At 49.9% G+C, this 25,522-nt stretch carries 16 protein-coding genes and 4 pseudogenes; 3 read left to right on the top strand and 17 right to left on the bottom strand.

Going from position 1 to position 25,522, the window contains the following annotated elements:
• Window positions 1–14: 14 nt before the first annotated feature.
• The 8 genes and pseudogenes from folK to dacB all read right to left on the bottom strand — a co-directional run bounded on the left by folK (window position 15) and on the right by dacB (window position 11,061).
• The gene (folK, locus tag RQN30_RS09265) at window positions 15–1,112 is read right to left on the bottom strand and encodes a 2-amino-4-hydroxy-6-hydroxymethyldihydropteridine diphosphokinase (RefSeq protein ID WP_353060224.1); all 1,098 of its coding nucleotides are present in this window, start codon (window positions 1,110–1,112) and stop codon (window positions 15–17) included.
• A gap of 52 nt (window positions 1,113–1,164) precedes the next feature.
• Window positions 1,165–1,995: a dihydropteroate synthase gene (folP, locus tag RQN30_RS09260; protein ID WP_353060223.1), complete on the bottom strand. Its 831-nt coding sequence runs from the start codon at window positions 1,993–1,995 to the stop codon at window positions 1,165–1,167.
• Window positions 1,996–2,152: 157 nt separating this feature from the next.
• A pseudogene (folE, locus tag RQN30_RS09255) lies at window positions 2,153–2,733 on the bottom strand (GTP cyclohydrolase I FolE).
• A 21-nt stretch (window positions 2,734–2,754) separates the two neighbouring features.
• Window positions 2,755–4,918, bottom strand: a pseudogene (gene ftsH, locus RQN30_RS09250) (ATP-dependent zinc metalloprotease FtsH).
• A gap of 254 nt (window positions 4,919–5,172) precedes the next feature.
• A complete protein-coding gene (gene hpt, locus RQN30_RS09245) occupies window positions 5,173–5,745 on the bottom strand; it encodes a hypoxanthine phosphoribosyltransferase (protein ID WP_353060222.1) in 573 nt (190 codons plus the stop codon).
• A 244-nt stretch (window positions 5,746–5,989) separates the two neighbouring features.
• Window positions 5,990–7,291, bottom strand: a complete 1,302-nt coding sequence (locus tag RQN30_RS09240; protein WP_353060221.1) for a tRNA lysidine(34) synthetase — start codon at window positions 7,289–7,291, stop codon at window positions 5,990–5,992.
• 8 nt (window positions 7,292–7,299) lie between these two features.
• Window positions 7,300–8,349: a zinc-dependent metalloprotease gene (locus RQN30_RS09235; RefSeq protein WP_353060220.1), complete on the bottom strand. Its 1,050-nt coding sequence runs from the start codon at window positions 8,347–8,349 to the stop codon at window positions 7,300–7,302.
• Window positions 8,350–9,627: 1,278 nt separating this feature from the next.
• Complete coding sequence (gene dacB, locus RQN30_RS09230) at window positions 9,628–11,061, bottom strand: D-alanyl-D-alanine carboxypeptidase/D-alanyl-D-alanine endopeptidase (RefSeq protein WP_353060219.1); 1,434 nt, start codon at window positions 11,059–11,061, stop codon at window positions 9,628–9,630.
• 283 nt (window positions 11,062–11,344) lie between these two features.
• Between dacB and RQN30_RS09225 the strand changes: the two genes are divergently transcribed.
• A complete protein-coding gene (locus RQN30_RS09225) occupies window positions 11,345–11,851 on the top strand; it encodes an inorganic diphosphatase (RefSeq protein ID WP_353060218.1) in 507 nt (168 codons plus the stop codon).
• Between the two features lie 167 nt (window positions 11,852–12,018).
• Here RQN30_RS09225 and RQN30_RS09220 read toward each other — a convergent pair whose 3' ends face one another.
• The 3 genes from RQN30_RS09220 to RQN30_RS09210 are packed head-to-tail and all read right to left on the bottom strand — an operon-like array spanning window position 12,019 to window position 13,384.
• The gene (locus RQN30_RS09220) at window positions 12,019–12,342 is read right to left on the bottom strand and encodes a C40 family peptidase (protein WP_353060217.1); all 324 of its coding nucleotides are present in this window, start codon (window positions 12,340–12,342) and stop codon (window positions 12,019–12,021) included.
• Window positions 12,339–13,085, bottom strand: a complete 747-nt coding sequence (locus tag RQN30_RS09215) for a hypothetical protein (RefSeq protein WP_353060216.1) — start codon at window positions 13,083–13,085, stop codon at window positions 12,339–12,341. Before RQN30_RS09215 ends, RQN30_RS09220 begins: the two co-directional genes overlap by 4 nt.
• Window positions 13,037–13,384, bottom strand: coding sequence for a hypothetical protein (locus tag RQN30_RS09210; RefSeq protein WP_353060215.1), 348 nt, complete (start codon window positions 13,382–13,384; stop codon window positions 13,037–13,039). The genes RQN30_RS09215 and RQN30_RS09210 overlap by 49 nt, the downstream gene beginning before the upstream one ends.
• A 234-nt stretch (window positions 13,385–13,618) precedes the next feature.
• On the opposite strand from RQN30_RS09210, the gene RQN30_RS09205 reads away from it, so the two are divergent.
• The gene (locus RQN30_RS09205) at window positions 13,619–14,665 is read left to right on the top strand and encodes an alpha/beta hydrolase (RefSeq protein ID WP_353060214.1); all 1,047 of its coding nucleotides are present in this window, start codon (window positions 13,619–13,621) and stop codon (window positions 14,663–14,665) included.
• Window positions 14,666–14,941: 276 nt separating this feature from the next.
• Here the strand turns inward: RQN30_RS09205 and RQN30_RS09200 are convergent, their stop codons facing one another.
• Window positions 14,942–15,214, bottom strand: coding sequence for a CsbD family protein (locus RQN30_RS09200; RefSeq protein ID WP_353060213.1), 273 nt, complete (start codon window positions 15,212–15,214; stop codon window positions 14,942–14,944).
• Between the two features lie 522 nt (window positions 15,215–15,736).
• Window positions 15,737–18,486: pseudogene (gene ppdK / locus RQN30_RS09195) on the bottom strand (pyruvate, phosphate dikinase).
• A 588-nt stretch (window positions 18,487–19,074) separates the two neighbouring features.
• Between ppdK and RQN30_RS09190 the strand changes: the two are divergent.
• On the top strand, window positions 19,075–20,274 hold the full coding sequence (locus RQN30_RS09190) for an MFS transporter (protein ID WP_353060212.1): 1,200 nt from the start codon (window positions 19,075–19,077) through the stop codon (window positions 20,272–20,274).
• A 22-nt stretch (window positions 20,275–20,296) separates the two neighbouring features.
• Here the strand turns inward: RQN30_RS09190 and RQN30_RS09185 are convergent, their stop codons facing one another.
• From RQN30_RS09185 to dtd, 4 genes and pseudogenes are all read right to left on the bottom strand, one after another.
• Window positions 20,297–21,712 (bottom strand): MFS transporter, encoded by a 1,416-nt coding sequence (locus RQN30_RS09185; protein ID WP_353060211.1) that lies wholly within the window; start codon window positions 21,710–21,712, stop codon window positions 20,297–20,299.
• 557 nt (window positions 21,713–22,269) lie between these two features.
• Window positions 22,270–24,797, bottom strand: a pseudogene (locus RQN30_RS09180) (ATP-dependent Clp protease ATP-binding subunit).
• A gap of 9 nt (window positions 24,798–24,806) precedes the next feature.
• Complete coding sequence (locus RQN30_RS09175) at window positions 24,807–24,929, bottom strand: hypothetical protein (protein WP_353060210.1); 123 nt, start codon at window positions 24,927–24,929, stop codon at window positions 24,807–24,809.
• Between the two features lie 90 nt (window positions 24,930–25,019).
• A complete protein-coding gene (dtd, locus tag RQN30_RS09170) occupies window positions 25,020–25,502 on the bottom strand; it encodes a D-aminoacyl-tRNA deacylase (protein ID WP_353060209.1) in 483 nt (160 codons plus the stop codon).
• Window positions 25,503–25,522: the final 20 nt, after the last annotated feature.

Below are 25,522 nucleotides of genomic sequence, written 5' to 3'. Positions count from 1 at the left end.
TTTATCTCCGAAAACTATCTTCCAGAATTGCCGTCTGAGTCAAGTTTTCCAAAATAATATTCCTCGATCCAATTATCAAGATTCGCCATTCCTCCCGGAATCAACTGCTGTTTCGTACGTTCAATACGCTGATCACTTACTTTCGTAAGCAGCTCGCGAATCGGCACGCCGTCAAGAACTGCGTCGGGCTGGATTTCCGCCCACGGAGCAAGCACAAAACGCCGCTGAAAAGCACGCGGATGCGGCAGAATCAGCTGCGGATCACGGGAAACAAAATCGCTCATAATAATATCAATATCCAGCGTCCGCGCACCCCAGCGCACTTTTCGCTTCCGCCCATGCGCAATCTGAATTTCATCCAGCAGTGAAAGCAGCTTCAACGGCGACAGCCGCGAACTAACTTTCATTACCGCATTGCAATAGTCATTTTGCTCCTCCTGCCCTGGCGCAAGCACCGGTGCAGTACGGTAGATTGAGGAAACTCCAATTATTTCTTCACAGCACGCATGAATCTCCATGCACGCATCTTGCAGATGTTTTACTGAATCTTCCAGGTTTGACCCGAGCGACAGCACATAGTTTCGCGGCTTCTCCTGCAGCAGCTCACTTTCCGCACTGACACTGGCACTCACATCTGTAAACTCATGCGGAATCGGTGCCTGCGGCTTGTGTACTTGTACAGTCACCTTTCGCGCGCCAAGCGCCAGCACTGCGTCCGCAATATCAATTGCCAATGTTTCAATCAAATTCGCGTGCGCTCCCGCAATCCGCGCAGTCACTAAATCTGCTACATCAGCATAAGAAATCGTATTGGTAATTACATCAGTTTCAGCAACCGGATCAGCATTTTCTTTTTCGACGGCATTGCCCGAATCAACAAAGCTAGATGAAGAAATAAAAGTATCCGCTGCCGCAAAACCGTCGGCAGCTCCAGTATCACTCTCAAGTGCTTTTCCTGTATCTGCCGGAAGCTGCAAATCTGCAGTATCGGGAATAGCTACCGTATACTCGATATCCGCTATAAAAGGCTGCGCCTGGGTATGTTCAATATCCAACACGCCATGGCATCCATCTGCACGCACACCAGAAAGACGTAAAGTTACTTCATGCATTTGTGTTGCTTACCTTAACTACCTCTTAAGTGTCTGTTGAATTAGTCTTGAATCAATTCGTGATTCGCTGCTGTTTTCCGGATCCGGTGCGCAGCAAACGATGTGTTTCAATTGCCTGCCGTGTTGCCTCCACGTTATGTACCCGCACTGCCCACACGCCGGTGCCGGAAACTTCTCCGTACACTTCAGAGAGAATCCCAGATATTGCGGCAGTAGCATAGTCCCGTTCATGCGCCGGCACGCCTTCACTCGCAGCAGCGGCCAGGAACCGTTTCCGTGACTGCCCAATTAAGAGCTCATGTCCTAAATCAAGATATTGCGCAGCAGCCTGCAAAATCTGCCAGTCTTGATCACCAATCTTCGAAAAACCCAAACCTGGATCAAGAATAATCCGCTCCGGAGCAATCCCGGAAGCGACGGCTTTATCCCGCAGTGCAAGCATTTCCGTAATGATTACGTCATTAATATTTCCGTCGTACACCGCAAAAGAATTCATTGCGTTAAAAGTACCGCGTGAATGCTGCAAAATATATCTGCAATCTAGTTCGGAAATTGTAGAAAGCATCTGCGGATCAAGTCTCCCGCCGCTTACATCATTTACAATCGCGGCACCGGCAGCTACTGCACGGCGTGCTGTCTGCGCATGGTAAGTATCTACAGAAACCTGTGCAATCTGCGAAAGTTCAGCAACTACTGCGCCAATCCGCTCCCATTCTTCTGCAGCAGAAACCGCTCCGGCACCCGGACGTGTAGACTCACCGCCGATATCGATAATCTGCGCACCTTGTTCCACCATTTCATATCCATGGGCGATTGCTGCATCCGCACCCGCCCACAGGCCGCCGTCGGAAAAAGAATCAGGAGTAACATTCAAAATCCCCATAATTTTCATTTTTGCAAACACCCTTCCGTATCTAGACTTGCAAAATATTAAATTTTCCGAAAACTAAAATGCCAACAGCAGCCAAACGGTGCAAAATGCAGTACATTCGTATTATCGAAGATGAAATATGTGTTGACAGTGACGATTTATTAACGGTTTAATGGTGCGCCATAATCAGGCTCATTGCTTCCGCCCGTGTCGCTTGTTTGCGCATGCATCCGCGGACAGCTGAAGTGACTGTACGGGATCCAGGTTTGCGCACTCCGCGCATCGACATACAAAGATGTTCCGCCGAAATCACCACGATCACTCCGTGTGCGGCAAGAGTTTCAGCAAGCGCGTCTGCCACCTGCGAAGTCAGCCGTTCTTGTACTTGCGGACGGTGTGCAAATCCTTCCACTAATCGTGCCAGCTTTGAAAGTCCGGTTACTTTTCCATCATCGCTTGGGATATACCCCACATGCGCCACCCCGTGAAATGGCAGCAAATGATGCTCGCACATCGAAAATATTGGAATATCCCGCACAAGTACAAGTTCTTGATGGTCAATATCGAAAGTTTTTTCCAACACGATTGCCGGATCTTCATATAGGCCGGAAAAATCTCACGATACGAGCGCGCAATCCGATCCGGAGTTTCGCGCAAACCTTCACGCTCAGGGTCTTCCCCAATTGCAATAAGTAAATCACGAATTGCTTTCCGCACGCCCGCAGCGTCATATGTTCCGATATTTCCCATCAATCCCCTCAGTTTCTGCAATCACTTTTCCTGCTCCGACGGCAGTGCCGCGGAACTTTCAGGATTAATCCCGCCGGGTTCAGCATCATCGGGATTAATTTCATCGGAGTGAACCTTGCCGAAATCAGCTGTACCTGAATTGTTCGATTCAGGATTAGCAGCGTTAGGCTTTTCCCGTTTCGGTTCTTCCGGTAACGGAATCGGCGGTTTGTTCGATACTGGACGGCTTGGAGCAGAGAGCCATTGATCGCGTTTCGGAGCTTTTTAATATCCTTGAACAATTCGGCCAGTTCATTTTCCAGCACAGTCTCTTTTTCAAGCAGTCGGGCCGCAAGCCGGTCAAGCACGTCGCGATTTTCGTTCATCAGCTGCCATGCCTCCTGCATTGCCACATCCATCAGCGCCTGCACTTCATCGTCTACCACTTTCGCAAGCTGATCGGAATGCTCACGCTGATTTCCGCCGCCAATACGGGTCATCGGGTCAGATTCATCCGGAGTCAGGCGCACGCTGCCTACTCGGGCACTCATCCCGTATTCCATCACCATATTGCGGGCAATGTTAGTCGCTTTCTGGATATCATTCGAAGCGCCAGTAGTTGGATCGTGGAACACGATTTCTTCCGCGATACGCCCGCCCATTGCATAAACTAATTGATCTAATAGCTCATTGCGGGAAACCGAATATTTATCTTCCGTGGGCATCACCATCGTATATCCGAGCGCCCGCCCGCGCGGAAGAATCGTGACCTTTGTTACCGGGTCGGTATAGTTCAAAGCCGCTGCAGCCACCGCATGTCCGCCCTCATGGTAGGCAGTCATCCGCCGTTCGCTCGGATTCATCACACGGGTACGCCGCTGCGGACCTGCAATCACACGATCAATTGCTTCATCCACATCATCTTCCCCAATTACTTCGTGTTCGCGGCGCGCAGCAAGCAATGCAGCCTCGTTTAGCAAATTCGCTAAATCCGCACCGGAAAAACCGGGAGTACGGCGGGCAATAGAATCAAGCGGGACCTGCGCATCAAGCGGTTTTCCGTCGGCATGAACTTCCAGAATCTTTACCCGTCCTTGCAAATCTGGCGGATCCACACCAATCTGCCGATCAAAACGTCCGGGCCGGAGCAGTGCCGAATCAAGTACATCCGGACGGTTCGTTGCCGCGATTACAATCACATTGGTGCGTTCATCAAAACCGTCCATCTCCACCAAAAGCTGGTTTAGCGTCTGCTCACGTTCATCATTACCGCCGCCGATACCTGTGCCGCGGTTTCTGCCGACGGCATCGATTTCATCTACGAAAATAATTGCCGGAGAATTCTTTTTGCCTTTTCAAAAAGATCGCGGACGCGGGAAGCACCTACACCAACAAACATTTCCACAAATTCGGAAGCGGAAATATGGAAGAACGGTACTCCAGCTTCACCGGCGACGGCTTTCGCTAACAGTGTTTTTCCGGTACCGGGAGGACCGTAGAGCAGCACACCGCGCGGAATCTTTGCCCCCATTTTGTGAAACTTCTCCGGCGTATCAATAAATTCTTTAATTTCCCGCAGTTCTTCAAGTGCCTCATCCACACCAGCTACATCTTTAAATTTTACTTTCGGACGATCAGATTCGAATCCGTCTTTCTTTACTCGCCCAAATTCCGTCATCCGCCCTTGCAAGCGCGGGAAAAGAATGAAGAATGCCCCAATCAGCAAAGCCACCGGGAGAAGCAGTGAAAGCATTGATCCGAGGAAAGATTGCTGCGGAACTATCGAATTATATCCGTTCGGCAGATCGGCATCTTGCACTAACTTTGCAATTTCTGCAGCTTCCGGATCAACATACTGAAATTGGACACGTTTAGTGGGTGCAAGTTCTTTTCCAGCAAAATTTTTTGGTTTAAATTCTTTCTCAAGCTGCATCTGCACAATCTGTGATCCGTCAGTGATTTCAAGACTTTGAATCTTTTGTTTTGCAAGCAGCTCTTTTCCTTCGGAAGTTTTAATCGTAGTGTAGGCAAACGGATTGAAAAACCAGTACACGCCAAGAATCACGAGAAAAAGCAAAGCGAAAACACCAAAAAATCGGGAACGCTTCCGTGCTTTCCGTTCTTGTTCACTCGGCTCTTTCTGCCCTTTATCCTGTGTTAAGAAAGGTAAACTTTCACCCTTTTTCGGCGGTACAGCGTTGCCCATCCGGTTAAACTCTTCCAGCCGTTTCCGTTTTTCGTCACGTCTCCTCTCGCGGCGTTCTTTTCGCGAGTGCTGAGTCTTTTTGGTGCGGGTATTATCAATACCGTTTGCCGGCTGCGCCGTTTGCTGCGGTGCCTGCTGTTCACGTTCATTTTGAGAATCTTGCACCTGGGTATTTTTTCTTCGCTCAATCTTTATTCTCCGTATTTGCCGCGCATCCCCTGCCCGACGTTTTATTTATTTCTGCTTTCCGGCATTCATTCTGCTTGCGCAGCTTCCGCCGCATAAATATGCGGAGAAAGCACGCCGACAAAATCGAGGTGGCGATAGTTTTCGGCGTAGTCTAATCCATAGCCGACTACAAACTCATTGGCAATATCAAAACCAACATAGTCTACTTCAACATCTACTTTCAGCGCCTCCGGCTTCCGGAAAGCCGTCGCAATCCGCACGGAAGCAGCGCCGCGGGCTTCAAGATTTTCTTTCAGCCATGCCAAAGTAAGCCCGGAATCAATAATATCTTCCACAATTAGCACATTGCGCCCTTGCACATCTTCACCTAAATCTTTGAGAATGCGCACCACTCCTGAAGACTTCGTGCTCGCACCGTATGAGGAGACTGCCATCCAATCCATTTTTGCCGGTATTGAAATTTTTCGTGAAAGATCAGCGACTACCATAATGGCGCCTTTCAGCACGCCGACGAGCAGCAAATCTTTTCCAGCGTAATCATGGGAAATCTCAGCACCCATCTCGCCAAGCCGAGCATCTATTTCTGCTTTTGTATAAAGTACTTTCTCAATTGCGTCGCCGATATCTTGCAACTGCATTTCCGCCTCCGTCTTGGCTTTCGCTTTACTTCCCATTCCCGTTTATTTCCGATGTTCACCGCGCAGCCGCTGCAGATCAGCCGCTGCGCAATAAACGTTTATTTGCGCTTTTCGCGCAGGTAAACTCACGGGACAAATTTCAAAATATGCTGATTTTTCACGGCACGAACACCGGGCAAATCAATACTGCGATTGTTATCGCGGTTTTGGACTAGTCTATCAAGGCGATCGAGGTGCCAGAAAACTAGTTCACTACCTCTTCCGCCACTAGCCAAAAAGCCATCCGCAGGACGCGAGTGCGAATTGCACGCGGGTAGGGTGCGAGTTTTTTACAAGCGATTTCGACGGCAGTGCCAGACGTCTGGTTTCCAGCGTTATTTTCACGATTAAAACTGCCATCAGTTCCCAGATTCCTGCTGCCTTTTTCGCTGCCAGTGCCGGAATACACATTTTCAGTATTCGCAGTACTTTCAGCATTCACAGTATTTTCAGTATTCACAGCTCCGGAATACGGATTTACAGTGTCAGAGCGCGGGTTCGCAGTACGAGAGTTCAGATTCGCAGCTTCGGATTGCGGATTTACAGCATCAACACACACATCATTCCATGCAAGGTCCGCATAGAAATCAAGTGCCGACCCATCTTCTTGCAGCATCGCAGCTGTGCGTCCAAGCGCCCCAACTACCCCGCCGTCGAGCACATCTTCAAGCAGCGGCAAAAGTTCATGCCGCACCCGCGCCCGCCTTAACGGCGTTCCGGCAGCCGTGCGCCACGGCCCGGTAAGCTGATTGCTCGGATCTTCGACATATTCCACAGCAAGTTCATGGCAGATTGTTTGCAGTTCTGCATGTGTGAAACTGAGCAGCGGGCGCACCATCGGCACATCCGGGCATACCGGTAAATTTCCTGATTGCGGCATTCCGCAAATCGAGCGTGCTCCTGATCCGCGGCCAAGCCCGAGAAGCACACTTTCTGCCTGGTCATTAGCGTTATGCCCAAGCATCACGAGTGCCGGTGAATCTCCGGTTTGATTCCATTTGTTCCCAAGCTCGCGCGCAATTTGTGCAAGCGCACGATAGCGCCCGCTGCGCGCTTCACCCTCCGGTCCGGAATTTGCGCCAATATTATATGCACTACTCACATTATCCGCGTCCGACTCATGATATATTTCGGAACCTTCGCGAAGTGTTTCGATACTTTCATAATCCGTTTCGGAATTTATCCCACTAGCCGCGATTAATTCAGCCGGTTTTTGGATACGGCGCAAATCAATCCGCACAACCTGCGCTTTTATTCCAAGGCTGCTCAGCCGCTTGTGAACTTCTGCCGCTTCTGCTGCAGATTCAGCGCGAATCCCGTGATCTACCACGACGGCATGTAAATCTATCAAATTTTCCCGTGCTGCAAATTGTGCGCTCACTGCGAGCGCCATCGAATCTGCGCCGCCAGATACTGCGAGCACTACGGGCGCGCCGACGGCAAGCTTGGCAAACTCAGTTTTCAATACATTCCGTGCAGCAGCTACAAGGCGATGCGGTCCTGCCATTTAAATCGTTACGATTTCCATCCGCCGCATCCAAAGCTGCGGTTTTTAAATTCTGCGCTGCTTGGAAAATTCTCAGGGCATTCCCAAATCTTATTAAAAGCATCCATGCCTACCCTTTCGACCACTTCTTTCACAAATTCTTCACCGCGTCGATATTGTGCAATTTTCTGATCGAATCCGAAAAAGGTTGTTAGCTTTTTCTGAATCCACGAACTATTTTTCCGTTTCTGATTTAAGGCATGAATAATCGCGTTCCGGCTTGGCATTACATTAATTGGTACAGAATTCATCACATACTGGGCATGACCTTCAAGAATGCTCATAATATTTTGAATCCGCTCGATTATCGGCTTTAAACCGCCGTCGGTTAACGCCGGATTCGAATCATCATCAAAGTTTAGAATTTGATCAATTTGCGTGAGCAGATAGCTTTTCAGCCACGGAGCATGAATAAATTGGACAGCATGTGTTAGTTCATGCACGCTCACCCAAAGTGCCGCATCACGGCGGTCAAGATTGTAATCCTTGCGGAATTTTGCCAAATTTGGCGCCACCAGCAGCAGTTTCGCGTCAGCCATATTTTCGCTTACCGGTTTCCGGGCATTGTTTTGCGAAGCATTCCCATCAGTTTGCGCATCATATTTCATCCCGGCACTTGAAGCAGTTTGAATCGTGCCAGCAGAAGCAACCTTGCCTATGTTTGCGCCAAACGGATCAAACTGACCGAGTAGTTTTGTGGAAGCAAAGCCGAGCATTAATGCACTTCCGATAGAACCAAGCATTCCAATCCGCACCTCCGATGTGCGTGCCGAAATCCCGTCAATAAACCCGCCGATTTCTCGCGCCCATTTCGCACGGTTCAGCACAATTACCGGCAGTTTTTGCGCAGCTTGTGCAGCCTGCGTTAAACCCGTAATTTCACCGACGAATTTTGGCGCGCGTGCAGCCTGAGCCAATAGCTCACCGACCACTGCTTCCGCTTCATATTTTGCGACCGCAGGACCGGGGTCAACAAGGTACTTTGTGAGCGCATATGCAATCTTCGCACTAACATTCATATATTCAGTCTAGCGCGGGTTGCGTTTTCGCGTGCAATATCTTTTCAAATCTGTGAACATCATTTATTCTCTCCTTTTTGATTTCGTTAAAGTCTGTTAATCTCGTTAACCGCCGTTAAATCTCGTTAAATCCGTAAGTACCTTTTTAAATACCTTTAGATTCATAACCGCAATTTATTGATTAGCGACACTCACTTTACAAGTATCAATTTTCGCTATTGTCCCGCAGCTAACAAATTGCCCCGCAACTAACAATACGCGCGTAAATTCTGTACAGCCGGCGGCGGGAAGTCAGGTTCGTTACGTAACTGGCGGCGAGAACTTAATTTCCGCACATAAATTAACGACGGACATGCCAGCTCCACGTAAGTAATGGCAAGAAGTCAGTTTCATTACATAACTGGTGGCAGGAAGTCGGTTTCGTTACGTAAGTGGCGGCGGGAACTCAGGCTGCGATTATTACCGTCGGAAGTGTTTGTATTATCGCAGGTCACAGGCTCGCGATAACGACGGCACTCCCGCCGTTACACAAAACCACCCATTTCGCCACCACTTACGTAACCATACAAGGCACTTTGCCACCAGTTACGTGTGCTCGCGCGAACTTTGCCACCAGTTGCGTCAGCCGACACCCGCGGTAGAAACAAAATATGAAAAGCCATTTTTATACAGGGTCAGATTTATCCGGGGTCAAATTATTGGGTCCGGTTTAGCCGGTTCCAAACGGTGTTTTTGCACAGCGGTCAAGCTTGATCTATGCAAAAACACCGCTTTCCACCCGAACAGACACCAGCTTTTTTATTCCGCTAAGCCGAACAAAATGCGATAAGCCGACAAAGTAAATCTTGCCACCAGTTACGTAACCCCTCGGGCATTTTGCCCCCACTTACGTAACCTCACAGTCATTTTGCCGCCAGTTACGTAAACCAAAGCAGAATCTGCCGCCGACTGGACAGCCTTGCAGAAATTTTACCGCCAGCTGCGCAGCCGATAATAAACACCTATCCGAAAAATAAATACACACCCAAGACATGCATGCGAAATACCACAGCGTCTGCGTACCGAAACCTCCGGATACAATAGACTTCGAGTATTTGCCGCGGAGCTAATACGCACTAAACATCGTAAAGCCGCATATTACAGCGTCCGGATAGCCGCGGCGTTCCATATCACAACGTTCGCCCGCTGCACAAAACTCACCTCGCAGAACCCAACACCCCGGCAAAACCAACACACAGAACAAAACTCACGCGATACAAAACTCACGCGATACAGCACTCACGCCGCTATGATTTTCGCAATCACCCCATCAAGCAGCGGACGAAGCCCATAAGCGCCGTCTTCCGGCACACCGTCGACGATTACCACAAAACTTAACATCCGCCCAGCATTCGTATACAGCAGTCCAGCCATCGAGGTAACAGATCCCAGAGAACCAGTCTTTGCCCGCACCTTTCCCGCAACAGGCAAATCCGCAAATCTTCCGGATAAAGTTCCGTCAAGCTGTGAAACCGGCAGTGCAGAAAGAAGCGAGGCGCAACTGCTCCGGTCACAGTTCCCAATCTGCAGCAAAATCTGATTCACCAGCGCAGCCGTGAGCTTATTAGCCTCAGAAAGACCGGAAGAATCGGCAAGCACTGTACCGGCAGTCGAAAAGCCCAGCTTTGCAAGCTCACTGCGCACAGCTTCGCCAGCACCAGCAAAATCGGCATGTTTCCCGTTCTTCACAGCCGCCAAATGCCCAAGAGTTTCCGCAAGCGTATTATCAGATTGCAGCAAAGTCAGATCGACTATTTCCCGCAGCGGTGCAGAATTGACCCGCGCCAAACCCCGCGCCTCAGCCGGAGTGCGAGCAAAATTAACCGACTTCACACCAATTCCCGCATTTTGCAAATGTTGCGCAAAAATATTTACTGCCCGTTCACGCGGCTGCGGTAAAAATTTCCCGCTCTCATCAAGATTCCGATTAACCGCAATCGGACTTGCCGCCATTACCCACTGCATAATATTCGCATCATTCCCCGGCGCATAGTCTTCATCAGCAAAAAGCGCCGCATCCAAAACCAAATCCACTGCAGTAATCTTCTGCTGTTTCAGATTGACGGCAGTTTCCCGTGCTAAATCGCCAAGTCCGGCGTGCCCGGCAACCGCGTCTTCATTTCCGGCGTCAGCTGCCAGCAGCACATCACCGCCGGCTATCAAATAGAGCGTTCCGTCGGCAAATTTTGTTTCCGTGGCGAATGTTGTATTTGGATTGTAAGCAGAAAGCACCGCGGCAGCAGTTAACAGCTTATTTACCGAAGCCGGAGTAGCCGGACGGTCCGCATTCAACTCAGCAAGCACTTCCCGTGTCGCAACATCCGCAATCACAGCAGAAACTTGGCCGTTCATTTCCGGATTACGGGCAAACTCTTGCAGGATATCTGCCAGTTTTCCTTTCTCGGGAAGCGGCGCATTTACATCTGCAGCCGGCAGCTGCAATTCCGGATTATTACTGGACTTATTATTTCGCGTGCTGCCATTGTCTGATTTAAGGCGAGGTTCAAGGTGAGCTTCCGGATTCGCCTGCGGGTAAGGCTGTGCGAGCCCCGCCGAATCTTTTAACGTAAAGAAACCCGGAACCAAATCCCAGACATCCGCATAAACATACCCGCCGAAAATAGCGAGCACACTCACAATAGTGATTCTGCTTTTCGTCACACTATTTTTCATTTCCGGATCTTCTTACTCTTTCCTGACAATGCTTATATTTACAACATTTGTACCGTGTATTAAAAAATTCACAGCAGCAGAATGCAAATTTTCCCAAGAAAAACACCATTCTCACGTGCGAACGTGCAGCTTTCAAAAGAAAATCTCACAGCTCTTTGGCACTTTCCAATGTAAACTACTACTAAGCTACATTAATTTGGATTTTTCCGACGGCGGTTGCGAATTCACTTCCCGCCGAAAAGATCCGCAATCTATTTACCCCATAACGATCCAAGGAGGACTCATGGAATTCGACGTCACCATCGAAATCCCAAAGGGTAACCGCAATAAGTACGAACTAGACCACAAAACCGGCCGGATTCGTCTCGACCGGATGCTTTTTACGTCCACGCGCTATCCTGACGATTACGGGTTTATCGACGGCACTCTTGGTGAAGATGGCGATCCGCTCGACGCACTGGTACTGCTTGATGAGTCCACTTTTCCCGGCTGCGTGATTCGCTGCCGGGCGCTTGGGATGTTCCGGATGTCCGATGAAGCCGGCGGCGACGATAAGGTGCTTTGCGTGCCGGCTGGCGATCAGCGGGCTTCCTGGCGTACCGAAATTGAAGATGTATCCGAGTTTCACCGTCTTGAAGTACAGCATTTTTTCGAAGTTTATAAGGATCTTGAACCAGGTAAATCTGTGGAGGGCGCGCACTGGGTCGGCCGTGAAGCCGCTGAAGAAGAAATTCGCCGCTCGTTCAAACGAGCCGAGGAAACCGGTTATTACGACGATATCCACCAGTAATCAGATTTTCGGCGAGCCTACTGCAGCTGTCGGCAGTAGGCTGACGGCAATGTGCAGCAGAGTTTGCCGCACATTGCCGGAATTCGGGAAATAAAACGGGAAATAAAAGCAGAGAACGGATTTGCGGGGCGAGAATTAAACTTCTCGTCCCGCAAATTTTTAATCTGTTAGTCAACAATCCGCAAATACTTCGGGCTGCCATAGTTTGCCGAAACCGTAGTCCCCTGCGCCGGAGTGTTTGCAGCCACATTCTTCCCACCGCCGACATAAATTGCCACATGCCCCGGCCACCACATCAAGTCTCCCGGCCGTGCCTGTGAAGCCGGAACTTCACGGTGCCGATACGCATTGTACTGTGCACCGGATGTTCTCGGAAGATTAATCCCAAAGTGGCGGAATACAAATCCGGTAAAACCGGAACAGTCCCAACCGGCAGTTGTGGTGCCGCCCCAAACGTACGGTGTACCAGTGAATTGCTTTGCATAGTTCACAATCTGCTGCCCGAGATTTGAACTTGGCGCTGGAGCAGGTTTTGCCGGTTGCACCGGTTTTGCTGCTTCTGCGGCTTTCTGCGCTTCTGCAGCACGCGCAGCTTCTGCTTCCGCGGCACGGGCAGCCTCTGCAGCACGAGCTGCTTCTGCCGCTTTTGCGCCTCCGCTGCACGCTGAGCTTCCGCTGCAGCACGCGCAGCCTCTGCAGCAGCATCCGCTGCCGGCTGTACAGGAACCGCAGGTTCTGCCGGAGTTTCCCCAATCTTTGCATTCGCAATGGCCACCGCATCCGACTCTGCCTTTGCAACAACCGCCGCTGCCTGCGCGGTTGCTTGCTGCGCACGAGTAGCTTCCATCTGCTGCGCCCGAGCGCGCTCGGCAGCCACATCCGTATTCCGCTTTGCAGCCAATTCAATCACAAGCTGTTCGCGGCGCTGTTCAGCCTGCTTCAGCTGCCGATCCACATCAGCTGCGCGTTTTGCAACATCGCCTGTGGCGCGCTCTGCGGCATTTGCCCGATTTGCCTGCGTTTCTGCAGCTGCTTCAGCTTTTTGCTTTAGCGATTTTGCGACGGTTTCAAGTGCCTGCAGCCGACCAATTTTCGCATCAGTCTGCCCGGCCAACTGTTTGAAAGCGTGGGAACGCGCTGCTGCTTCATGTAAATTTTCCGCCCCGAACAGGTAGTAAGAATTTGTTAATGAACCGGCAGCATCTTGATACATTGCCTGGGCGATTCCGCCCAAATCTTTTTCGCTTCATTTACGCGGGCAAGCGCGTCGTCGTACTTTTTCTGAGTGTTAATCGCATCGTCAAGAGCGGCAATCATCTTTGCATTCGCTGCAATTTCCTGCGCTCTTGCCTGCGCCAGTTCAGCCTGTGCTTGCGAACTTTGCGCAGCGAGATTTGTAAGCGCAAGTTCGATTTGCGCTACGCTCTCATTACCGCTGCCGCCGGCAGGAGCAGCGTAAGCATTAGCTTCAAAAGCGAGTCCAACAGCAATAACTGAGACTGCTGCGAACATTTTCTTCATCGCATTTTTCACGAATTACCCTCCAGAAAAAGCAATTTTTCGCCCGGTTTGTTCTATATATTGCGCTGTTTTCGATATCGTGCATGTACAGAATCGAGGCATCTGACAAGAATCCAAAATTTAACACTTCAACATCGAGACTACATTACAATTTTATAAATTGGAACACAGAACCCAATTTTCACAGTTGTAACATTTACCTCACCTATCACCCGAAACATGGGAAAAGCTGGCAAGATAGAAAATATGAGTGAGCAGCAGATAAAATGGCAAGCAGATATCCTCGGTACCGGATTTGAAATGGCAAGCTTCGCACTTCATCCGGATTTTGAAGGGCGGCGAATCACTACGATTGTGCGCCACCTGCCCGAAAAAGATCCGGAAGCCAATAATTACGCAAAATTGCAGCACAGCAGCCATGCCGGAATCAATCATGCCGTCAAAAACCTAAATTCACCGCAAAATACTGACGCCGAAAAACCGCGCTTCGCATTCCTCGCCATCCACGGCTGGAACGACTATTTCTATCAAATTGAGCTTGCCCGCGCAATTTCCGCTCTTGGCGGCAGATTCTATGCGATTGACCTTTCAAAATACGGCCGCTCACATCTGCCTGCACAAATGTGGGGATACACCACCGATCTCAGCTTTTATGACGACGACATCCACGCTGCACGCGACGCAATCTACAGCGAACTGCCGGCAGATACGCCGTTTATTCTCTACGGACACTCCACCGGCGGATTAACAGCTTCCCTTTGGGCCGACCGCCATCCCGGCGCCCTCACCGGACTCGTACTCAACTCTCCCTGGCTCGAAATTCAAGCTGCGACAGCAGTACGCCAAGCAAGCCATCCGGCAATCGAAGTTCTCTCACGGCTTGACCCAACCACAGTTATCCCAAGCACTGACAACGGTTTCTATCAGCGTGCACTCACCGGCAACCACTTGGACGACCCCTTAATCGATACTGAATCAGATCCGCATAATGACCCATTTTTTACCGACGGCTGGCAGCCAGACACCCAATACCGCCACTTTCCGTCGTTCCCAGTGCGCGCCGGATGGCTAAACGCAATTTTGCGCGGACACGAACGCGTGGCACAAGGATTGAATATTACCGCACCGGTACTCACCCTCACTTCTACCCGCTCTTACAGCGGCAGCAGCGAATGGTCTTTCGAACAGCTTTCAACGGACGCCGTACTCCGCGTAGACCAAATCTGGAAACGCTGCCTGAATCTCACAAATTCGCTGACCCTTGAAAAATCCCAAACGCAATTCACGACGTAACACTTTCCCGCTATTCCGCACGGGCACAAGCATTCGCCGCAATTAGCAGATGGATGGATGCGGTCTTGCCGCTCACATCCTAACCGCAGCAAATCCTAACCGCAGCAACAGGAAAACTAAACGGCACATTCTGTTCATTAATCCGCACTAATATCGGAATCACCGCGGGCAAAACAACAATGAGCGCAGCTGCAATCTATTTTCCAAAATTACAGCCGCGCCCAGCTAAGTGAAACCGTCAAAACCAGACTTGACGAAAGCGAACTAACGCGAGAATTACTCGCCATCTTTCTTTCCGAAAATATCTTTCACTTTTTCTACGCCTGCTTCAACATTCGCAGCAACTTTCGCACCCGCGTCGGAAAGAGATTCCTTCACCTCTTCCAGTTTCTCACCAGCTTTGTTCAAAAATTCTTTACCCTGCGCTTCCGCTTTATCTGCGCGGCCTTCAGCTGCAGTGTGCTCATCGCCCGTAACTTCACCAAATTTTTCTTTTGCAGTACCAGCGAACTCTTCTGCCTTGTTTTTCAAAGTTTCATCAAAACCCATTTTGTTTCCTTCCATAAGAGCACTTTGCCGTTATCCCGACGGCATCCTGCCGAATTTTTCGATTTCTCAGCCGCCTGCCGGAGAAAATATCCGTAAAAACAGATATCTCATCAAATGCAGCCGAATGATCTCAACTCCAAGAATTCCAGACACTGCAGCACTGTGCCAGTGATTCACCGCATAGCTAAATCGGTTCATTCCGCACGATCATTCACCGCAATTGCTACTCCTGCTTGTTTTCGGAAGTTATTTTCCAAACATTCAGTAAAAATCAGAATTTCGCTGCAGATATAGTTCAGCGGGCAGCCCCTCCAAAAAGGAAAACTGCCCGCTCAAACTGCACCGCTCACGGCAAATCTGCTGCGCAGTATGAAACCGGATTCAGCGCTTGCACAAATCCGGCGCTAATACTGCAAACCGCGAATTACCGGAAGCTATGGAACACTGCAGTGCCTGCAACCGCCATCAAAAGCACCGCAGCCCGCCACGAACTACATATTCCGTGCATATTCGCAGCACATATTACGCAGTAGTGTGCCGATCTTTGCCGCTGCGTTCTATTGCCAGCTCAGATTCGTTCGAAATTGCCGCACGGCCCGCTTCAAGCCGCGCCACCGGCACACGGTACGGCGAACAAGAAACATAATCGAGTCCGATTTCTGCAAAGAAATGAATCGAAGCCGGATCGCCGCCGTGCTCACCGCATACGCCAAGTTTCAGCTCCGGTTTCGTGGAACGCCCCTTTTCTGCACCAATCTGCACCAGCGCACCGATACCGTGCGTATCAATTGATTCGAACGGCGAAGTCCCGAACACGGAAAGATCGAAGTATTCGTTAAAGAAAGAACTCTCCACATCATCACGCGAAAATCCCCATCCGGTCTGGGTTAAATCATTAGTTCCGAATGAGAAGAAGTCCGATTCGTGAGCAATATCTTCTGCCGTCACCGCAGCGCGCGGCAGTTCAATCATATTGCCGATTGGAATCTTGATTTCGAATCCGGCTTCAGCAGCTGCTTCATCAATAATCTGCTGCGCCATATCACGCACCACCTGCATCTCACGCACCGAACCGATAAGCGGAACCATAATTTCCGGACGCGGATCCTTACCTTGCTGCTTCAACGTCACATAAGCGTTCACAATTGCCCGAACCTGCAGCTTAATCAGCCCCGGCAGCTTCAAACCAAGACGCACACCGCGCAAGCCAAGCATCGGATTCTGCTCATGGTTTGCTTTCACTGCAGCAAGCAAATCCTTTTCTGCTGCAGTAACTTCTTCACCGCGCGCTTCTTTCACCGCCAGCTTCACTGAAAGTTCAGTGAGATCCGGAAGGAACTCGTGAAGCGGCGGATCAATTAACCGCACAGTTACCGAACGGCCGTCCATCGCATCAAAAATTCCGATGAAATCACCCTCCTGCAATGGCACGAGCGCTTTGAAAGCTTCTTCCTGCTCCGCTTCATTCTTTGCCAAAATCACCTGCTCGATAAGCTTGCGGCGATCCCCAAGGAACATGTGCTCGGTCCGGCAAAGCCCGATCCCTTCCGCACCGAAAGAACGCGCAAGCGCTGCATCTTCCGGATTATCTGCGTTTGCCCGCACAGTTAATTCCCGCTTGGAATCAGCATGAATCAGAATCTGATGCACTGCCTGCACGAGTTCTTTCGTGTCATCATCTTCCGCAGCTGCAAGACCGGCTTCAAGACCATGCGAAATATATGTCATTACCGGGGAATCGGTAACTGCCACTTCACCCGCGAAAATCTCACCGGTAGTGCCGTCGATAGCAATCACATCACCCGAACGGAGCGTCTTATCCTGAGACTTCACATAGACGGTTCCCGCAGCTTCGTCAATGAGTAAATCGTCAGCACCAACCACGCAGCAGCGCCCCATACCGCGCGCCACCACAGCCGCATGGGAAGTCTTACCGCCGCGGGCAGTCAGCACACCGGAAGCCGCCATCATTCCCTGCAGATCATCCGGATTGGTTTCTGAGCGGACCAGGATTACCTTTACGCCTTCAAAGGTCCGCTGCACAGCCTGCTCATTATTGAGCACAATTTCGCCGACGGCAGCACCAGGGGAAGCCGGCATTCCCTTAGAAAGCTGAGTTTTTCTGCTTTCTTATCAAACTGCGGGAAAAGCAGCGAGGTGAGCTGCTCGCCAGTTACACGGGTTACCGCTTCGTCGCGGGTAATCAGACGTTCCTGAACGAGCTGTTCGGCAATCCGGAATGCCGCTGAAGCGGTACGCTTTCCCACACGGGTCTGCAGCATCCACAGCTTCCCCTGCTGAATCGTGAACTCGATATCGCACATATCACGGTAGTGAGTTTCGAGCTTATCCATAATTCCGCGAAGTTCATCGTAGGACTTTTTATCAATCTGCTCAAGATCCGCAAGGGAGAGAGTGTTGCGGATACCAGCAACCACATCTTCACCCTGTGCATTTTCCAGGTAATCACCGTATACGCCGGAATGACCGGTAGAAGGGTCACGGGTGAAACACACACCAGTGCCGGAACCGTCGCCCATATTTCCAAACACCATGGTTTGGCAGTTCACAGCTGTTCCCAGAGAGTTTGGAATCCGTTCACGGCGGCGGTAGAGACGCGCACGGTCGGTATTCCATGAACGGAACACTGCTTCGACTGCCATATCAAGCTGGAACCGCGGATCTTGCGGGAAATCCTTTCCAGTTTCACGTTTCACAATTTCCTTGTATTCCGCCACAAGTTCTTTGAGATCTGCAGTGGTCATATCAAGGTCGCCTTTATAACCCTTGCGTGCCTGCAAACCATGAAGTGCATTTGCGAAAAGATCCCCGTCGATATCCATTACTGTCTTGCCGAACATTTGAATCAACCGCCGGTAAGAATCCCAAGCAAAACGGTCATTACCCGACTGCGCTGCAAGTCCGAGCACAGAATCGTCATTCAAACCAATGTTTAGCACAGTTTCCATCATGCCCGGCATGGAGAATTTTGCACCGGAACGTACCGACATGAGAAGCGGATTCTCTGGGTCGCCAAGCCGCTTCCCCATCGTATTTTCAACATTCCGGATTGCTGCCGTAACTTCAACATCAAGAGTCTCCGGTACAGCGCCTTGACCGAGATATGCACGGCAAGCTTCAGTGGTGATAGTGAAACCCGGAGGTACCGGCAAACCAAGATTAGTCATTTCTGCAAGATTTGCACCTTTGCCGCCGAGGAGATCTTTCTGATCCTTGTCTCCTTCAGAAAACGCGTAAACATATTTTGTCATCAAATATTCCCTTCGTTGGGCGTGGAAAGCATTATTTCTGCTTTTATCCAAATGATATTCTCACGGAAAGTGTACCGCGAGATGTCTGCAGTCACATAGTTGGGACCTAGGTCAATCATAAAACGAGAATGACAAAAATATACATTCGGCGGGATGGAAATTTTTCCGCTACCGGATAAAAAGCAATCACGTATTTTTAGACTGGATTAAACGCAATGATTATGCACATCCAAACATGAATTTCAAATATGACTGCAAACATTCAGCGGATATGCGCAAAGCCGGCGCTATGGTTACATGCAGGAGACGGCGCTGCAGCTCTTGCCGCATGCACGCCGAATCGTCTCAGTCACATAAACTTCTGAAATCGATTCCAAATCGGTACTATCGAGGTAATGGAATAAACGCCGCGTACATTTCCGTGCCAAAATAGAAAACATCCGCTAATCCGCACGAGAATTTCTCATAATCGTTTCAGCTTCAGATTTTGCACCGCCGGAGAAAACCAAAGGAAATCACCAGAAACTTTCCCTCATCTAAGCCGTCGAAAATATTCGATCTACCAACAGAAAGCACTCGCACTAAATAATGACAATTCTCCTTGCAGTTATATACGCTTCGTTTATCTCGCTCGGGCTGCCCGACGCAATTACCGGCGCCGCCTGGCCGCAAATATCCCCGGATCTCAAAGTTTCTGCCTCAGGCGCAGGTTTGCTTTCCCTGATTGTTTCCAGCGGCACAATTATTGCTTCATTCGCTTCGGGCTATTTACTCAAACGTCTCAGCACAATCAGTGTTTCAATCATTTCAGTGCTCTTAACTGCTATCACACTTTTTGGTTTCGCATTTGCCCCGTCGTTCATTTGGCTTTGCATTCTCTCGCTCCCGCTCGGACTCGGCGCAGGCGCAATTGACGCCGCAATTAACTCTTTTACTTCACTGCACTATTCTGCAAAACACACGAACTGGCTGCACGCATTTTGGGGAGTCGGCGCCGCTGCCGGCCCGCTGATTGTAAGTTTTTGGCTCAACTGGCAGAATCAGTGGCGCCCAGCCTATATCACCATCGCAATCCTGCAGTTTATTTTACTCATCACATTAGTGAGTACACGTTGGACTTGGAACAGCGCTGAAGAAGAAGCCATCGATGCAACCAGCAGCATTGAACATGTTACGGAACAAAATCTTCCATGGTGGAAACTCCCGCTAATTTTCCCAATCCTCACCGGATTCGCAGCATATTGCGGTTTCGAACTAACTGCCGGAGTCTGGGCAGCAACTTTCCTTGCAGAATATCATGGGCTTCCGGTTTCACTTGCTGCCGCAGGAGCTTCTGCCTACTATATCGGCATTACCGTCGGACGTTTCATTTCCGGTTTTGCAACCGCACGTTTTTCTAATCCGCAGCTGCTGCGAATTGGTTTAGCGTTAATTTTGGCAGGTTCATTAATCGTTACCGCCACCCCGATTGCAAGCACGGCGATTGCCGGATTCACATTGTTTGGAATCGGCTGCGCACCAATATATCCAACAATTATCAAGGAAACTACCCGCCGTCTTGGAGCTGAGAACACCCCGCGGGCAATGGGACTGCAAATGGGATTCGCCTATGTTGGATCACTGACAATGCCGCCAATTACTGGTTTGCTAATGGCATATTTTTCCCCATTAGCACTTTCGCTGGCAATTCTCAGCGGGATTGCCATTATGGCGGTTTGCAACGAGTATGTAGAATACCAAATTTCAGCACGGGAAAAAGCTGCAGCTAATGCGCCGACGGCAGTATAGATTTTGCGCGCTTTATGCTGCATCACGCAGCGTCAGTTGATTGCCTCCCTTTCTTTTCCGGCAAAAGGAACGCACATAATGCCGCAATCGCAAATGCCGCCGAAAAGACAGCAAACGTCAGCAATGACCCGCCCAGATGAATGAAAACCGGCGTCAAAAGCGGGGTCAGAATCGACGCAATCCGCCCAAAGCCAGCAGCAGCTCCAGTACCAGTACCGCGCACATTCGTCGGATAGAGTTCCGGACCAATAGCATATAAAGCTCCCCATGCCCCGAGATTAAAAAAGCTCAGCAAAATACCGGCAATAATAATCATTGCTTCAGATCCGGCATTGCCATACAAAATAGCTGCAATCGCCGATCCTGCTAAGAAAAGCGCCAACGTGCGCCGGCGTCCGATAACTTCAATAAGCCATGCAGCCGCAGCATAGCCCGGAATCTGCGCAAACGTCATAATCAGCGTAAATGTGAAACTCTTCGTCAAATCACCAAATTGATCGGATAAAAGTGAAGGAATCCAGGTAAAAGCACCGTAATAGCTGAAATTAATCATAAACCAGATTGTCCATAGCGCAATCGTGCGTTTCCGAATCCCCTTATCCCAAATCGAAATAGTCTGCGCAGCACAATCTATTGCATTATACTGATCAACTGCCGCGCCGGAAGCCGCATTATTCACAGCGGCAGAATTTTCATATTCCTGCCCGCGCTCCCGATTGTTCCGCGGTTTTTCATCGTAAATATACTTTTCTCCCGCAGATTGCTCATATGCACGAACAATTACTTCTGCCTCATTGCAACGCCCGCGTGCTTCTAAGAAACGTACGGATTCCGGCGTGTGCATCCGAATAATAATGGCATAAATTGCTGGAATTGCGCCGATCAGGAATCCCCAACGCCATCCATCATCCGATCCGGCGACAACAAACGTGCCAATCAGCGCTGATAATATCCACCCCAAAGCCCAGAAAGCTTCCAGCCAGACGATAATACGTCCGCGTATCTTTTTCGGAGCAAATTCGCTGACAAGGGTGGAAGCCACGGGCAGCTCTGAACCAAGCCCAATGCCGACGATGAAACGGAAAACGAGAAGCACAGCCACACTTCCCGCAAATGCCGACGCTCCCGTAGCAAGGCCATAGACAAGAAGAGTAATCGCAAATACAGAGCGTCGCCCAATCTTATCTGCCAGCAAACCGCCCAGACTGGCGCCCACAGCCATACCGACGAACCCCACGGAAATAATCCACGATTTTTCAGTATCGTTGAGGTTCCACTGCTGTGCAAGAGCCGCAATAACGAAAGAGATCAGCCCAACATCCATCGCATCGAGAGCCCAGCCGATACCGGAAGCTCCCAAAAGTTTTCCAAGCTGTTTAGTGAACGGCAAACGTTCAAGACGCTGCGACCGGCTGAGCGGCAGAGAGTTCTGATTCATAACTTTCCTCTCGATTCATGATTAGAATCTAAATATCCCTCATTTTAGACTCATAATCGAAAACTGAAAATAAAACTTGACTTAAGTCGATTTAGTGTGTTCTTACTAACCGAGTTGGCGGATTAGAAATTGGCTATCCTGGAAAATTAGATTATGCTGGCACCCGAATTATGTAACTGGCGGCAAGACCAGTATCGCGCACGTAACCGATAACAAAATCGGAGCAAAATTACGTGACTGGCAGAAAAATGTGCGGTTCTGATTAACGACGGCAATCCCGCCGCTGCAACAAGCCTATGCTCCAACAAGCCTATGACCAGTATAAACACAAACACTCCCGGAAATAAAAACCGGCGCCGAACTTCCTGCAGCCTCCTACGCAACAAAAGCAACTTCCCATCGCCGGCAGCGCAGAATAGGCAAGCTCCGTAAACTTGTACTAATTCAACCGAAGCCGGATTTTGCTTTCGGATACCAAACGACGGCGGAAAAATCACTTCTCCGCCGTCGTAATAATTAACTCGAATTACAATCGAGCATAGAAAAATTCACTCGGTCTAAAGCGTCTCTTCAGACATTTCTTTCGTCGGCTTCACCGGCGAGACACCCTCTGGAAGCTGATAATCAGAATCTTGCCCGACGAAAGTGAAACTCATCGGGATATCCTCTTTATCCACCTCAATCACAATCGTCTGCCCTGCCTTAAATTCGCCGTAAAGCAGCTTTTCAGAAAGCACATCTTCGATATCACGCTGAATTGCCCGGCGCAGCGGACGTGCGCCCAGCACCGGATCGAATCCGCGGTCTGCCAACAGCTGCTTTGCATCTTCTGAAATCGCGAGACTCATTCCCTGATCATGCAGACGCAAATCAAGCCGTGCCATCATCAAATCTACGATTTGCAAAATCTCGCCGCGCTGCAGCTGCGGGAACACAATAATATCGTCCACACGGTTCAAGAACTCCGGACGGAAGTGATTCTTCAGCTCCTCATTCACCCGATTCTTCATCCGCTCATAGGAAGAACCAGTATCCGCATCAAATTGGAAACCAGTGCTTACACCTTTCGCAATATCCTTTGCACCAAGATTGGTAGTCATAATAATGATTGTGTTCTTAAAGTCCACAATCCGCCCTTGCGAATCTGTTAACCGCCCTTCTTCAAGAATCTGCAGCAGAGAGTTAAACAAATCCTGATGTGCTTTCTCGATTTCATCAAAAAGTACGACGGAGAACGGCTTCCGCCGGACCTTTTCAGTCAATTGCCCGCCTTCTTCGAAGCCAACATATCCTGGAGGAGCACCGAAAAGCCGTGAAACCGTATGCTTCTCTTGATACTCAGACATATCAAGGGTAATCAGCGCGTCTTCATCACCGAATAGGAACTCGGCTACAGCTTTTGCCAGCTCTGTTTTTCCCACACCGGTAGGACCGGCAAAAATAAACGAGCCGCCGGGACGGTTCGGGTCTTTCAGTCCGGCACGTCCGCGGCGAATCGCCTGCGAAACTGCCTTAACTGCTTCTTCCTGCCCGATTACCCGCTTATGCAGTTCATCTTCCATCCGCAGCAGCTTGGCAGACTCAGCCTCAGTAAGCTTAAAGACCGGAATTCCCGTCGTCATTGAAAGAACTTCCGCAATCAAATCTTCATCGACAACAGAAACAACGTCGAGATCGCCTTCTTTCCACGCACGTTCACGCTCTGCACGCGCTTCAGTGAGTTTCTGCTCTTGATCGCGCAGCCCTGCAGCTTTTTCGAAATCCTGCCCGTTAATCGCAGCTTCTTTTTCCGCACGGACCTTCGCAATTTCTTCGTCCAATTCGCGCAATTCATCCGGGGCAGTCATCTTCTGAATCGCAAGACGAGCACCCGCTTCATCAATCAAATCAATTGCTTTATCCGGGAGGAAGCGGTCGTTAATATACCGATCAGCCATTGTCGCAGCTGCCTCAAGTGCTTCATCAGTGATTGTCACACGATGGAACGCTTCATAACGGTCACGCAAGCCTTCAAGAATCGCAACCGTCTCTTTCAGCGTCGGCTGTTCCACCTGAATCGGCTGGAAACGGCGTTCAAGTGCAGCATCTTTCTCGATATACTTCCGGTATTCATCAAGCGTAGTCGCACCGATTACCTGCAATTCACCGCGCGCCATCATCGGCTTCAGCAAGGAAGCAGCGTCTAAAGAGCCCTCCGCTGCACCCGCTCCGACAAGAGTATGAATCTCATCAATGAAAATAATAATATCGCCGCGGTTTGTGATCTCTTTCAGAATCTTCTTAATCCGATCTTCAAAATCACCGCGGTAGCGTGATCCGGCAACAAGCGACCCCATATCGAGCGAATATAAATATTTATCTTTCAAAGTTTCCGGAACATCACCGGCAGCAATCGCCTGCGCTAAGCCTTCAACCACAGCCGTCTTACCAACGCCTGGTTCTCCAATCAGTACCGGATTATTTTTCGTACGGCGGGAGAGTACCTGCATTACGCGCTGTGTCTCGATATGCCGGCCAATCACTGGGTCAAGCTTGTTATCCCGCGCCAACATCGTAAGATTCCGGCCGAACTGGTCAAGAATCGTGGAACCAGACTTTATGCCTTCACGCTGGCTTCCTGCTCCGACGCCGACGGTTTCTTTTCCGCCCTGGTAGCCGGAAAGCAGGTTTGTAACCTGGGTCCGCACCTTGTTTACATCCGCACCTACTTTTGCAAGTACCTGCGCAGCCACACCTTCCTGCTCCCGGCACAGACCAAGAAGCAGATGTTCTGTACCGATATAGGAATGCCCAAGCTGCAGCCCTTCGCGCATCGCATATTCAAGCACTTTTTCGCACGCGGAGTGAACGGGATATGGCCGCTTGGCTGTTCCTGCCCCTCACCGATAATCTCCACCACTTGGTCACGTACAGCTTCAAAAGAAATATCGAGCGACTCAAGCGCTTTTGCAGCTACACCCTCACCCTCCTTGATCAAACCAAGCAAAATATGCTCCGTACCAAGATAGTTATGCTTCAGTGAACGTGCCTCTTCCTGAGCGAGCACAATCACACGGCGTGCCCGGTCAGTAAACCTTTCAAACAATCTTTGCTCCTAAATTTGTGCAGCTTCTGCAATTTCTGCGTGAATCGAAATTACGCGGATTAAAATAATCCGAAAATAATCTGGTTTATACATTATCGGCGCCAGCTCTTGAGCTTCTAGCCATTTCGCCACTGGCGTGACATCGCCAGCTCCGTAAACAGCGAGGAAAGCTTCATGAAATTTTCCAAAAACTGTATTTGCCCAATTAGATTGAAATGCTGTTCAGCACTCATACACGATAGTGAACGGCCCGTCGTTAATCAGCTGTACGTTCATCATTTCACCAAAAGAACCTGTTTCTACATGCACTCCGCGCGCACGTATCTGCGCAGCAAGTTGATTGAAAACCGGCAGCGCCGCATCACCGGGAGCTGCATGCGACCAACTCGGTTTCTTCCCTTTCTTCACATCCGCATAGAGGGTGAACTGTGAAACTAATAATACTGAGGCATTTGCTTCCTCTACGCTTCGCCGACTCGCAGTATCGTCGCTATTTTCTGCATCACGAAGAAGTTTTAGCTCACAAATTTTCCGTGCCATTTTTGCCGCCTGCAGTTCGCCGTCGCCATGCGTGATTCCGACTAACACACAAAGCCCCATTCCGATTCGGCCGACTTCACGTTCAAATTTGCCGCTTCCGTCTGCAAAATTTTCTTCCACGACGGATACTGCCGCTTCACGCACCCGCTGAATCACGATTCTCATATTCTGCTGTCTTTCCCGCT

The organism is Arcanobacterium hippocoleae (assembly GCF_040360365.1).
Lineage (GTDB): Bacteria > Actinomycetota > Actinomycetes > Actinomycetales > Actinomycetaceae > Arcanobacterium_A > Arcanobacterium_A hippocoleae_A.
This window is presented reverse-complemented; position numbering and strand designations above follow the sequence as displayed.